This window comes from Pedobacter sp. MC2016-14 (assembly GCF_020991475.1).
GTDB lineage: Bacteria > Bacteroidota > Bacteroidia > Sphingobacteriales > Sphingobacteriaceae > Pedobacter.
In genome coordinates, this window is record NZ_JAJMPA010000004.1 from 122,332 (window position 1) to 137,022 (window position 14,691).

7 protein-coding genes are annotated in these 14,691 nt (G+C 40.2%); 1 reads left to right on the plus strand and 6 read right to left on the minus strand.

Annotation, left to right across the window (positions count from 1 at the left end; translation table 11 throughout):
* Positions 1 to 12 precede the first annotated feature (12 nt).
* The 4 genes from LPB86_RS19030 to LPB86_RS19045 form a co-directional block, all read right to left on the minus strand.
* Positions 13 to 918 carry a hypothetical protein gene (locus tag LPB86_RS19030; RefSeq protein WP_230693001.1) on the minus strand — a complete coding sequence of 302 codons (906 nt, stop codon included), beginning with the start codon at positions 916 to 918 and terminating at the stop codon, positions 13 to 15.
* 10 nt (positions 919 to 928) lie between these two features.
* Positions 929 to 2,476, minus strand: a complete 1,548-nt coding sequence (locus tag LPB86_RS19035; protein ID WP_230693002.1) for a RagB/SusD family nutrient uptake outer membrane protein — start codon at positions 2,474 to 2,476, stop codon at positions 929 to 931.
* A 10-nt stretch (positions 2,477 to 2,486) separates the two neighbouring features.
* Complete coding sequence (locus LPB86_RS19040) at positions 2,487 to 5,747, minus strand: SusC/RagA family TonB-linked outer membrane protein (RefSeq protein ID WP_230693003.1); 3,261 nt, start codon at positions 5,745 to 5,747, stop codon at positions 2,487 to 2,489.
* Between the two features lie 295 nt (positions 5,748 to 6,042).
* The gene (locus LPB86_RS19045; RefSeq protein WP_230693004.1) at positions 6,043 to 7,902 is read right to left on the minus strand and encodes a glycoside hydrolase family 36 protein; all 1,860 of its coding nucleotides are present in this window, start codon (positions 7,900 to 7,902) and stop codon (positions 6,043 to 6,045) included.
* A 168-nt stretch (positions 7,903 to 8,070) separates the two neighbouring features.
* Here LPB86_RS19045 and LPB86_RS19050 point away from each other — a divergent pair, with 168 nt between their 5' ends.
* Positions 8,071 to 10,506 carry a glycoside hydrolase family 55 protein gene (locus LPB86_RS19050; RefSeq protein ID WP_230693005.1) on the plus strand — a complete coding sequence of 812 codons (2,436 nt, stop codon included), beginning with the start codon at positions 8,071 to 8,073 and terminating at the stop codon, positions 10,504 to 10,506.
* Positions 10,507 to 10,781: 275 nt separating this feature from the next.
* Here the strand turns inward: LPB86_RS19050 and LPB86_RS19055 are convergent, their stop codons facing one another.
* Together LPB86_RS19055 and LPB86_RS19060 are read right to left on the minus strand one after the other, a co-directional pair.
* Positions 10,782 to 12,911 carry a right-handed parallel beta-helix repeat-containing protein gene (locus tag LPB86_RS19055; RefSeq protein ID WP_230693006.1) on the minus strand — a complete coding sequence of 710 codons (2,130 nt, stop codon included), beginning with the start codon at positions 12,909 to 12,911 and terminating at the stop codon, positions 10,782 to 10,784.
* Between the two features lie 4 nt (positions 12,912 to 12,915).
* Positions 12,916 to 14,565, minus strand: coding sequence for an FAD-dependent oxidoreductase (locus LPB86_RS19060; protein WP_230693007.1), 1,650 nt, complete (start codon positions 14,563 to 14,565; stop codon positions 12,916 to 12,918).
* Positions 14,566 to 14,691 lie beyond the last annotated feature (126 nt).

The window sequence follows — 14,691 nt, forward strand, 5'->3', positions numbered from 1 at the left end:
TAGCTTAAATTCTTATTTCTTAATTTGTATTTCTAAAAATTCTTTTGAGAAATCCTGTGTTTTTTTGGGAACATTGTATCCGGAGGAAGGTATTGCTTTAACGTAAACACCTACATAGCTCGTTCCGCTACTGCGTACCACTTTTGCTATATAATAAGTATTAACCGCCAGCGCTGCAATTGAGGTGACAGTTGAGCCAAGTTCGGCTCCTGTCAATTCTGTACCCGTAGAATAAGTGCTCGCATAAGTGGAGGGATCTTTATCAAAATCGGCTTTTGTTTTTAACTTAAAACGGCTTGAGTTCCCTGCAGCCCAACCTCTCAACGAAAGGAATGTATCGCCGTTACCAGTAATAGTAGTACGCCAGATAGTTGGAATCATATCCTTAGTAGCTGGCAAGAAGTTAGCGGGAACCATTTTTGCCTCCAAAAGATCAATGGCCTGAGCTTTAAGATAACCGGAAATTTCTGGATTGTACAGCCTTATTGTCGATAAACCTGTACTCATCATACGTACAGTGTAGACTTTTTCATATGTCTTATTCGCCGTTTTAGCAATAAGTTTAAACAGCAGCAACTTATTGATTGAGGTGGATGATGGAGGTAAGGTATATTCAAAATCCTGAAAATATGTGTACGCAGAAGGATTTTGAACCGCTATTTCAGGGTATTCTGGCAGAACTTTAAAATCAGCATCGTCTGGAAATTTAAATTGTACCTGAAAACTTCTTATAAGTTCCGGTGAGTTGATTTTATATTGAAATGACACTATGGCACCAGGGTATAATTCTTTATACTCTGCTATTGGACTAATCTGAATGCCCTCAACCCGTGGAAACGCAGCCATATCATCATCCTTGCAACTGCTCATTAAAGCAATATTGCAGCATATTAATAGTAGAAAAAAATAATATTTCATCTTTATATTGCTAGTTGTTTACTAATAATGGATTCTTATTCATCTCTAAAAAAGAGTACTTTAAAACAAGTTCATTTCCATCCCATGGTAAAGGTGATGCCCCAACTCGTTCTCCCGGAGGGATTGCTTGTTTTATTCGCTTTAAGTTCCAAAGGCGGTCTCCTTCAAAAGCTAATTCTCTAATACGCTCCACCCGTATCGTATCCAATAGGGCAGACTGAGTTATAGTTAGAGGGATATTTTTACTACTCAGATTATAAGCATCTTTCTCTGGCTGGGTTTGCAGCTGATAATAGCCATATGCTCTTTTTCTTATGGCATTAATATCTGCGACCGCATCAGACAAGTTGTTCGCCAATACATTTACTTCTGCCCGGTCTAAGAGCATTTCCGCTGTTCTTATAAGCGGCAGGTTAAAACTAAAAATACCTGCTTTACTGTATTTATTTGGAATTAAACCTGTAGTGCCGGGACGCAATAGCAATGTGTATCTAACATCTGTAGAATAATGGTGGGTATCACTTATAAAGCTAGGCGTAACCCTCGCTTGAGAAACAGTAGTCGGCGCAACACCAAAGGCACCATTATTTGTATTCCAATACGTAGTAGTTGCATTTACATCTAAAGAGGAAGTAGTTTGGAAAATACTTTCCGGATTAATATTGTTAATTCCACGTCTGGAAAAGACATCTGTAATATCACCTGTTTCCAGCGGATGATTTGAAGGTTCTCCCGGTGTTGCACCTATCAATCTGTCAATTACTTCTTTTGCCTTTCCATAATTCTGCTGCTGAAAATACACCCTGGCTAACAAAGCCCGGGCAGCATCTTTATAGGTGCGTCCTTGATAAGCCGGAGGATGAATAGCAGGATTATATCCTGCTGGCAACAACTGCTCAGCTTTAATCAAATCATTGATCACACTTTCATAAACTTGTGCAACAGTGGCACGAGGTTTAATTTGACTCTCTCTGTCAACAACAGCATCATCGTTCAATACTATACCCGGATGAGAATTGTCGGCCGTTGCACCCCATGCCCTGGCATAAAAACGTACAATATCAAAGTAAGTTGCAGCTCTGATAAAATACGATTCACCCAAAATCCGATCTCTATTTACTGGAAAGGTAACATCTGCATCCGCATAGCCCCTTTCCACACCTCTAATCACCAAACCTACTGTAGTTACCGATCTGTATAAGTTACCCAAAGCTTTTGATGCCACAAAACTTTGTGATCCTGCTGCAGAAGATCCCTCATCATTGATTATGGCTTCCCTATCTCTGGCATAGTAATATCTTGAGGTCACCATCTCCACTACGGTGCCGGTGCTCGTATAATTTAAATGATCTGCCATTAATTCAGAATACATAATGGAACGGGTACTTAAATGCCCATGCAAACCGCTATATGCCCACGCCAGTGCCGCATCCATTCCGTCAACAGAAGACAGTGCCTCCTGTTCAGTAGCGGAGAGTGGGGGGGTAACTTCTAATCTTTTTTCACAGCCAGCAAGAAATATTCCGAGCACAAATATTAATATTATAGTATTTTTCATGATTCTAGTATTAAAAACCCACATTTAAACCGAACGTTAACATTTTAGGTAAGGGCACTACGTTTTGAATTATTCCGAAGGCAATATTACGCTCGCGGTAATTTGCCGTACCATTAGTAATGGTTATTGCTTCAGGGTCAGCTCCCGGAAACTTAGTAAACAATAAGAGATTTTGTCCTGTTACGTTAACTTTTGCTGATTTTAGCCCTAACCTGGCTACTGTTTTCTTAGGTAAAACATAGTTCAACTGAACATTTTTTAAACGGATATAAGATGCGTCATACAAAAACCTTGTTGTATTTATCCCCCTTAGTTTATCATTTGTTGGATCATTATAGAATAATTTAGGGATATCAGTCTCCTGTCCTGGAGTAGTCCACCTATTTAATATAATAACAGGTAAATTGCCTAGGTTTACGGTTGTAGCTCCCGCGGTCCCATTTGGCCCGTCAGAAGAGTTTGAATAATTCGATATCGAATAATTGCCCACATAACTCCGCTGACGTTCACCAGCATCCAGCAGGTAATTACCATACCGGTAAGAAAAGAATGCACTTAGCTCAAATGATTTATATTGAAAGGTATTGCCAAAACCACCAAAGAATTTTGGCATAGGTGATTTATCATATTGAGGTTTCCGCAAGTTTTGTAACTGATCTGTAGTTAGGGAATTGGCTAAAACAGCAATTCCAGCTTCATTCCTGACTAATTCCCCACCCGTTGCAGCATCAACGCCAGCCCATTCAATTAAAGAGTAAACCGGCCCGTTTCTGCCTTCATACAAACGTACCGCACCACCACCACCTGCAACAACCTCAGGAGTAAGACCGCCAAGGTCTAAGATTTTGGTTACATTGTGCGTTATATTAAAAGTTGTTCTCCACTTAAATGCTCCAGTCAGGTTATTTGAAGTAATTGAAAACTCAATACCTTTATTTTGCAACGCCCCCCTATTTTCAATAAATGAAGGTTCTGTGCTGGTATGACCGTAACCAAAAGTTAAAGGCACTGGAATAGACAAAAGCATTTTCGTGGTCGTGTAATGATAAAGATCAAGGGTGGTGCTTACACGACCTTTTAAAAATGTTGCATCTATACCGGCGTCATATTTAGTACCCTTCTCCCACTGCAGTTGTAGGTTTGCTGGTAAGCTAGGCTGAATCCATGGTAAACCAAGGTAGGAAGCTCCATTCGGAGGCAGACCCCAGGTATCGTTTGCTGCGGTATTTGCAATTCCGCTTGAGTTACCCGTTAAACCGGCACTGGCACGAATTTTAAGAAAACTGATGAAATTACTTTTCTTAAGAAAACCCTCATCAGAAACGATCCAACCCAGTGAAACGGCAGGAAAAGTACCGAAACGTTTATTTCCTCCAAATTTAGAACTACCTTCCCTATTTACCGTCAAACTAGTTATATATCGCTTTTTATACTGATAGTTACCACGTATAAAGTAAGACAAGTTTGCATTTCTATCATCTGCAGCAGCCGTTTGGAAGGTATTTTGAATATTGGCACCCTGAGATGGATATATAAAATTTGATCCCGCAAAGTTCTGCCCAACCATAGCCTCGTAAAACTGGTTTGCTTCTGAAAAATTCATTCCTGTAGTACCTTCTACATTATGATCTTTACCATAGCGTTTTTTAAATGTAAAGAAGGATTGTATCGCATTACTGTACCCGAATGAATTCTGAAGGATCTGCTGTGCCAGCTGATCATCTGGAAAAGGGCTGGTATCAGATGCATTAGTATCCCTTAGTCTCAAAACAGAGCTCAAGTAAGTAGGGGCTTTTTGGTCCCAATCAGATCTTTGAGCCATAGTCCTGAATGTTAGGCTAGGCAACAATCTGGCCTCAAAATAAGCAGAAAGCGGAAACTGAATACGTGTTTGCTTACTACTGTAAAGAGACCTGTCACGATAGGCAACAGGGTTTGTCCAGGGGTTAAAATAGGTACCATCGTCATTGTACACTTTATAAATAGGGAGATTAGACACTAAGGCTCCCCCATAGCCTCCAATAGCAGATGCAGTACCGGAACCAAGTCTGTTAGTCAAATTGTATGAGGGGGAAAGGCTCACACCTACCTTTATATATTTACTAAGATCATGGTCTATATTAGCACGCAAACTATATTGAAACATATCGGTTCCTCTGATCGTCGCAATTGTACCTCTATAATTACCATTGATATAATACTTTGTTTTATCGGTACCATTTGTAGCAGATAAATTTACGTCGGTAAATATCCCCATACGAAGTACGTCATGTAAATGATTAACATTAGTAGTATCAGCCATACCACGGTTTAAACCAGTTAATCCCGGAAGCACCGTCTCGGGTGTAGGTAAGCCCGCGTTCAGTGGATTACTATAAAATGTGTTCCGTTGAGATTCATCTAAAATGGACAATAATTGAGGCCCATTAAGCAATTCAACTTCTTTGGCTACCTGACTATAGCCGTTATTCACACTAAAGTTAAAACTGGTTTGCCCGGCCTTTCCTCGTTTTGTAGTGATTAAGATTACACCCGCGCCACCTCTGGCACCATAAATAGAGGTTGCCGCAGCATCTTTAAGAACCTCTATTGACTCAATATCATTTGGATTGATGTCTGCAAGCGGATTGGAATGAGTACCGGTATTGGGACCATTGGTTACCGGATCGTCCCCATCACCACCATTACCTGTAAGCACCGGGTTACCGTCAATGATGTACAATGGTGCAGAATTCCCGTTAATTGAACTTAATCCTCTAATTCTCACATTCACCGCAGCACCCGGAACCCCACTTGACTCGCTCATATCCAAACCAGCTATTTGTCCTTGCAGGGCAGTTTGGAAACTATTCACATTATATCTTTCAATCTCCGTACTTTTCATACTTCCGATAGAACCTGTTACATCACGCTGTTTTTGCGTTCCATATCCAACTACTACAACCTCATCAAGATCACCTTTTTTGGCTTTTAACTCTACATTGATAGTCACTTTGCCATTAATCGGAACTTCCAACCTCTGGTAAGATACATGCGAGAATACCAGTGTGCCTTTTCCATCTGGTACACTCATGCGGTAATTACCATCACCATCGGTTACAACAACTATTTTGGTTCCTTTTAGCGCAACACTTACCCCGGGTATAGGATCGCCGTCATCGCCTTTCACCGTACCTTTAATTGCAATAGGTGGCGATACAGCCAATGCAATTAAATCGGAGCTACATAGGAGAGCTGCTAAAAGAATAAATAAGTAAATTTTCGATTTCATATGCAATATGCTTTTCTATGTATTTTTAATGAATACTTTTTGAGATGAACACAGGGACACCATACTGTAGTCATAAATGCCTGCGGGCGATAAGCGGGTTTCAGGAAATAGAAATGAAAGAAAGCCCCTAATGTGTTTGTTGATTTTATTGGTCATAAGAGTTTATTATTTGGTAAGTGTAAATCTAGAGGCATTCCCTTTGCATACGATGTACCGTGGTTACATTTTTATGTACAATAATTACAATAACGTCAAAACCACAATTATGGCTGTTTTATTTAGCTTTTTCCAACTATCAGTAGCTACTAACCTGCAGTAAACCGGATGGTGGGACCTCAAATTTATGCAGTCCTTTTGCCAGATTTATCTTTTGAATCTTAACTTGCTTGCCCCTGCAGTCTCTTATCACCAGTTCCCTAATACCGGCATCTGCATTCAGATCCAGGATCAGCTCTTTACCGTAATTGGCATTTACGATGGATACTTGCTTTACCATCTTTCCGGTTATTTTTACAACAGTGCCGGGAGCATATACTGCAACTAGTTCCTGCTGCGCATTCATTGCAGTTACCAAAGGATAATTAAGATCAGGCTGAGAAGGACGAAAATCTCCATCTAAAATAACAGCACGGTTTGTTTTCCAAAAGGCCAGCCAAAATACAAGCATCTCCCGGTGTGCAAGCGGTATTTCATCAAGTTTCACAGAAATCTGTGGAACAGAGAAAAGTATGTTTAAAAACTGTAACGCCGCTACTTCCACTTTTTCATCCTTATGCCACATCAACATGTCAGAATGTACAGCTGTATTACCGCTTAGCAGCCGCAAATCAATTGTTCTTAAACGGTTTGACAAAGCATCGTTTGGAGAATCTCCAGCCCTGAACATATTTCCATATTTACGCATCATTGGGCCTATATAAGATTGCCTGAACTCAATTAAAATATCGGGTTTAATTGCGCGTAAGCTAACCATTACATCTGTCAGGAGTTTATCTACCGCATCATTTATAGAAGCAAAATCTCTTCCTTCCGAAGCCTGTTGTACAGTTCCTTCATCAGGCACGAAAGAATCTACAAAGTCCAGCTTAAAGCCGTCAATATCCCAGTCTTTTAAGGCTTTAATATACTTGTCAATCATATACTGTCGCACTTCCGGGAATCTGGGATCTAAAGCATAAGCAGCCCAACGCTTTTTATAATAGAGATATTTACCTTTAAATTGAGGATAGACCTTTGATTTTTCTCCAACAAATGGAACCGAATACCAGAGCATATATTTCATACCCAATTGATGTACCCTGGCTACATGAGCTTTCATGTCCGGGATACGGTCCGGATTCCAATCTCCAGTGTAAGCATATCCCAAACTGCTGTCTAAGGTCTGCCATCCATCATCTACAATAACTGTTTCGCAGCCCATTGCCTTGGATAACCTGCATTGCTCTTCTACATCTTTAGTTGTTAATTGTTGATGAAAACTATACCATGTAGAATACATGGGCAACCTGGCGGCCTCTGGTGATAGATTTGGCTTATAAGCAGGTATCTCTGCCCACCACTTTGAAACATCGGCCAATGAAACCCAATAGGGAACATCTCTTTTATCCAGGCGTATTACAAGTTCATAACTGCTGATGTCTGGCTGGGGCTCTGTAAAAAGCTTCAGCTCACAATCTATCATGGTAGTCACCTCATTTACTCCAGAGCCAATCCTTAAAAAATTAAGTGCATCTGAACAGGCAAATGTTAAACGGTTCTTGTTATTTAGGTTATAAAGCGTGGTTACAGGTGCATTTGTAGTGGCACCCGATAAAAAGAAATTATTGGGTGACCAAGTGGGATAAAGGTACTTATTGAAATTGCGGCCTGGAGTCCAAACACCTTGAATATCTACAATAGGTATACTCCACTTTAAAATTAAAGGTGCCGGTGTTATTTTACGATCTGACTTAAGCTTTAATATAAGATACTCAACTCCCGAAGCGTCAGATTTAGTAGAGAAACCCGCCCTAAATGCTTTTAAATCGCCATTTAAGTAGAAATTATAATCAGGAGTTTCAAATTCCTGCCCTGGAGATCGCACTTGTGCGCTTACGGTCTGCTTTGTGACTATTACCAATAGCACGAGAAGGAAAATCGACTTATAAGTTGTCATGTTAATTTTTATATTTGGTTTGGTTATTTATAAATGTAAATGTAAAGCCTAACTGTACTTAATATTGAATACTATAGTAACATTTAAGTATACAAATTTGAAACTATGGTACATTGATGCTGCACATAATCTATCTACATTTGAGGCACACCATTTATAAACAAGACCATGATCTTAAGAATGCTATTTCTTTTCCTAAGTACCTTACTTTATTCCTTCTCTTCCGCACATATCAATCGAAGTGGTCCAACCCCAGTTATTTACCAGGTAAGCGAATCGGCTGCACCTGGTGAGACCATTGCCCTGCAAGGATATGGCTTCGGCTCAGCATCCATTGTATGGTTAAGCCCTGTAAATGGAACTGAGAAAGTATTAAAACCTCAAATAAAACTAGCTGTACTTACTGGATCAGCGCAATATGCCGCCGCAAAAATTCCATCCGATATTTCAATCGGATTATATGCGGTTTGGATAGAAAGTGATCATAAATTAAGTAATCCGGTTTTTATTAACCGCGCCCGTGCAGTTACTTATGAATTTAATGAAATTATGCCAGGCACTATTCTTAGGCTATTTGGAAGAAACCTAAGCTTAGGCAGTAATTTAAGCACTGTTAAATTTATACTTGCCGACAATACTGGACAGGTACATACCGCAAAAGTTTTAAAAGCGAATGCTTTTGAAATTCAGCTTAAAGCTCCTGAAAATCTTATCCCCGGAAAATCCTACCAAATTTCCTTAAACAATGGATATGGAGATAAATATGGAGAGGCAATTTTTGATGAAAAAATAGCGGTACGAAAAACTGGTGACGACCCATTTAAACTTGAAGTGCCATGGGCTGCTGATTTTAACTTTAACCAGAATGTTTATAATGTTAAAACCGATCCGCGTTTAAAACAAAAGGCCACCGGCAATGGCGGCACCAATGACCGCAATGCCATTCAGGAAGCCATTGACAAAGCAAGTATAAATGGAGGCGTGGTTTATCTGCCATCTGGCACCTACAAATTGTTTTACAGTACAGGAAGTGGGATTACCATGCGTTCAAGGGTGGTGTTAAAGGGTGACGGACCAGATCAGACTAAAATAATTTACGGCTACGGCGCTGCATTTTCAACGGAACGGGTTAAAGCCCCCTATGGATGGACGTTGGGTTGGCCCGACAGCAGGGCTGAGGGCATGGCAATGGTTTGGCCCGGTGGAATTACTACTAGTGGACTGCTGGACCTGTCTATGCAAAATGTAAATGAGTATGGAGACTTTGTGCACAACATCAAAAACATGCCTGAAGGTGGTTCTAAACTGATGATGAAAAACTGCAGTTTTGATTTTAATACGGGTTGGGGTCTGGCAATGGTGAATGTAGATCAATTGTTAATTACTGGATGTACTTTTAAGAGCATCACCCAAAGTGTTAGAAACATCAACGCGCCTACACGCACCTGGCCCTGGGATCTTAAAAATTCTCACCACATCATTTTTAAAAATAACAAGCACTTTTACACGGCAGGCCGTTTTGGCGCCAATGGTTGCCATCATGCTATTTTTGAAAACAACTTTTTTCTCCGCGATGGAGACCATCAGGCAGAAGGTGAAACCGGCGGATTGAGCCTGGATTACACTGCTGACGTTGTGATACAAGCCAATACTTTTGATGTTTCTGGCGCCCCGATAAAAAGCAGAAATCAGGGTGAAACAATTTTAAGCCAGGGCGGGAATGCACACCAACAGAATGTCGGCACAATTACCAGTGCCACAAGCACATCGATTACAGACAAGAAAAAAGAATTTCAGGATTTAACAGACAGGGTAAGTACAGATTGGCAATATGCCGTGCATCCAACAAACTATGCCATTGTAATAGTTAGTGGAAAGGGTGCAGGGCAGTGGAGAACTGCGACAGGTAACAACGATACTACAATTACCATAGACAAAGCCTGGGATGTTATCCCAGAACCCGGCAGCAGGTATGTAGTTACGCAATGGTCTGCCTACCAAATGCTGATAAAAAACAATATTTTAAAAGGAAATAACCGTGGAATCTGGTTTTATAGCGGCCTCTGTGAAGTGGATATCATTGACAATAAACTGATAAATTCTGAAGGAATTTACATTCGTGCAGATCAGCGCTTGCTAACAAACAGATATAACTTAACCCGAAATGGATTGATAAAAGGTAACCAGATTATAGATACTGATGGTAGGAGGCCTGCATATATTAACATATGGCTTACACAAAGCAAAGCTGAAAATTTAATTGGTATAGGTGCCTCTGGCATGGAAGTTAGAAATAACTTCCTGCAGGCAAATCTACCTAATGTAACCTCTGGTTTTGTTAAAACCGAAGGCTATATCAATTACGCTTACGATTCCGGGACAAAAATTGCATCTTCAAATGGAGATATCCCTGGAATTCTGGGTAGCATATTTGAGAACAACACTGCAGTTAATACAGATAATGCGTATCAAATTGGGGCCGCGGCACATCATACTGTAATCGCAAACAGCATCAACAACAACGTCAATAACGCAGTAAGTGATGCTGTGAATTCACATAATAAAGGTTCATTTAAAACATATATAACTCCGGCTAAGAAATAGATCGTCCATTAATATTCTGCTTTACTGTCATTCCTTCATCAACTCCTGAATCCAGAATATGGCCATTTTCAGCCCGCTTTTCTGGCTGGTCATAAAATGGTTCAGTACCGAGGATTAATTTCAGTACTGCAAAAAGGTAGGTGTCTGATTGGCCATCGGCTTCAATTTTAATCTTGGTTTGTGCAATTGAATTGGAGGAAAAATTCCCCTGAGCGCAGTGATGAAGACAATTGTTCTTTTGAGTCTCAATATTTTATCCATATACCTATTTACTACTACAGGCCAGCATTGTGATCTATTTTTATACTTTCATAATCCTGCACTAAATCGTCAAATTGCTTTGCAAGCTTTGCATCGAATTTTGCAAGTTCTTTCCATGAAACATCTCCATAAACGCCAGCTTTGCTATAATCAAAAGGCTTGAAACTGATTTTTGAAAGGAGTGATCTGTTCTTTATGCTGAAATCAAGACGAGCAGGATCAGCAAATTTTGGATCCGAAATGACAGAATGCACATCCTTACCAGATTTTTGCCATTCTTTAAAAGTTTGTGTCCCAACTTTAATGTCCTTTGTACGGGTATCCCAATAGGCGTTGTAATCAGAGAGAAAATTACATTTATCCCAGCGGATACCAGCCAAATTTCCCTGGTTGTAATAAATAATGTTATTGGTAAAACGAAAGCCAATGTGTGGCTCCACCTTGCTTGCCTCGAGCTGCGATCGGATCTGGTTATAAAAAATGTTATTGCGTATCACATTATCCTTTCCATAGTGCTGATGAAAGGCAGAACTTTTGCAGGCATAGACCAGGTTATTTTCCATAACAATTCCCGTTGAACCTTCATCTGTGTACAAACCCCAGCCGCCATAGGTAGCAGAATATACATGGTGAATTACATTGTTACTAACCGTGGTACCCTCAGAGGGGGACAAAGTATACACTCCTCCCATATCGCTTAACACCCCCCAACCTAAATGATGAATATGGTTAAACTCAATTTTATTGCGCTTGGCTGGGCTCTCTTTGTATCCCCACACCCATCCGGCAGAAATTGCCGAATATTTTAAATCTGCAATTTCATTGTGTGTCAATTCACAATCACTTCCTGTAAAAATCATTAATCCCACAGCGCATGGAAACACATAACCACCATGGCGAACAATGTTATTGTGAACAATGATGTGATGTGTATTTTCTATTCCAGAAGCCCTTAACTCTCCAATTTTAACACCACCGGCCCCTAAATCATGTAAATAAGAATGTTCTACCTTGCCATAAGCGCAAGCTTTGCGGAACCAAACTGCATTAGATCCGGTATGTGCTATTTCACAATTTAAAAACTCAACTTTTGTGGCAAAATCTACCATTATTGTTGCTTCAATAAGCGCAGCACCCTGCATGGGCTCGTTTCCAAGTGCTGGCATTTTATAACCGGCAACCTGGAAAGAGAGATTTTCAAACCTCAGGTTTTCAACTTTTTGATTTTCGTTACCTTCGATAATCAGAAAATTATCCAGGATTGGTGCAAAACCACTGGTATTTGCGATGGATTCACCTGGTTTAGGCACGTAATATAAGTAGCCATTTGATTTTTCCAGATACCATTCTCCCGGTGTATCCAGGCCTGCCTTCACATTTTCTACAGTAAAAAGCGTTTTTGCATCCAATTTATTCCAGTGTTTCATTACACTGCCCATCACATAAAATGTAGAATCTTTTGAACTGTACCTTATCAGTTTTTTGCGGGTATTGTCCCATTTATGGTAAAATACAAGTACTGCATTTTCTAAATCAGAGGCCGGAAGTTGATCAAACAATGCTTTCTGTTCGGGATTTAAAGTTATTTTCTGAATAGCAAAACTTCCGTTTCGGTCTTCTCCTTTTTCCAACACACTTTCAGTAACAGACTTGGGGTGATAAAATCCGGTATTAGGATATTGCGCCCGCGTAGCCCTGCTATTATTAACGTAAAACTGTTCAAAATCAAACCCAAAGCGTTTCACTTCAGGGATATAAACCCGCCAAAGCTGATCGTTTACTTTTTCAAAACCATTGATTTTAACTCCACCATAAAAGACCGGTTTGGCACCAGTTTCTGCTTTATAAGTTACGGATGCCATGCTTGTACCCCCATCTTCAGGATATAACCTAAGCGGTTCATTCAAAAAATATTCCCCAGCAGCGATGATGATTTCAATGTGCTCCGTTTTGTTTTTGATTTGCATACGCAAAGTCCTGATCCGATCCCGGGCAGCCAATAACGAGGCCATGGGCTTTTCTTTTGTACCAGGATTGCTGTCATTTCCGAATGGAGATACATATATGCTAAGCGCAAAGGACGGGCTCACCAATAAAAGAAATAGAAAAGAAAATAAAATGGCGTTTGTGTATTTAAGTTTCATGAGCTTACTTTTTATTTTCCAAAACCATTTTATCCAACACCAGTCGTGCTTTGAGCGTACTATAATCCACATCCTGGACCGCTTGATCTTTTTCAATAGCCTGAACCGCAGCTGTTGCTGCACTTTGCCCTAAAATCATAAATACGGGTTCCATCCGCATCGAGCCGTAAGCAATGTGCGAGCTGGACAAACAAACCGGTACGAGCAGGTTCTGGCATTCTGCCTTTTTAGGAACTATTGCGTCATAAGATATTTGATAAGGATACGGAGGCTCTACACCAATATCACCTTCATTTTGTACAAAACCATCAGGTTTTACATAACGCTGCGCATTATGAGAATCTAAAGTATAAGAACCCATTCCTACCGAATTAGTTATTTTACGTTTACCCATTACTTCGTTTTCCGTCATGACCATTTTACCGATCATTCTGCGTGCCTCACGAACATAAATCTGATGCGGCCAGTTGCCATTGTCTTTAAACTCATCTTTAGCTAAGCCCCATTGATTGTATTGCTTTTGAACATCAGCCGGCACCCGGGAATCATTTGCAATAAAGTAGGCTAGACCTTTTTGGTACTTTTCATGTTCTTTAAGGATTTCTTTTCTGCGCTCGTAGGAGGCCTCCGGATAGTCATAGTTCATACCGATGTTGTCATAGCTAAAAGGCCCGTGATTGTTTATGTCAGTTTTACTGTTAGGGAGCAAATCAAATTTGTGAAACGTTTCCCTCCAGCCCGAATTGAACACACGGACCAGCAGTTCATATTGTTTAGCATCATAACCATCAGGTTTAGGAAAAGGCACCCTATTATCTGGGTTATTGGTGTAACACATTCGATAACAATAAGCCTGTACCCTTTTGTCACCCTCTCCCCTTTTACCGGGATCTTTGTCTGAAACTCCGGGAAGCAAGCCACTTGAAGGGTTTCCTGGAACGACATATGGACTGATGTTGGTTTTGAAATTATGCCCGTGATGTAATATTCCTACTTGTATCCCATTCCACTCTTCTCCATAAACACTATTGGCCTCACGTCCCACATGATACTTCACTTTTGCCGCAGCCATTAGATCACCCTCATAAGTAACGTCAATGAATACTTTGCCTTTAAAAGTTTTGCCGCTAAGGGTACTAATCGATAGAATTTTCCCATCTTTTTTATCTACACCATCTTTACGGTTTAACCATTCTTCCCTGTATACTTTCAAATTATACGTTTTAACAAAGTCCTCAAAAATCTGTTCGGCAACATGTGGCTCAAATACCCACATGGTCCGTTCACCATGATCCATGGCGGGTGTACCCTGGCCCCGGTTACCAAACTCAGCTTGTTTCTGCCATTGCCACGAAGCCGGATTTTGGTAGTGCATAAATACCTTGTGGTAAAACTCGCGTGATAAACCACCGATCACACTTTTATTGCCTGTATCTGTAAAACCTAATCCACCGGAAGACAAACCTCCAAGGTGTTTATCTGGCGATACGATAATTACAGTTTTACCCATTCTTGATACCTGTACCGCAGCGGTAATTGCTGCAGAAGTACCGCCATAAATAATAACGTCTGCCGTAAATGGATCTTTTTCTTTTGCACATCCGGTAAAGCTAAATGTGCAGAATAAACTAATTATAACTAATATTTTTTTCATGCTATGTATTATTGAATTGGTAAACCTCTTAAAAGATTTGAGATAACCATGCTTCCAAAGGTTCGTCATTTACTAAACTAGTAGCCTGGTTAGACCAATAGGTTTTGGCTGTATTTGTTCTTTTTT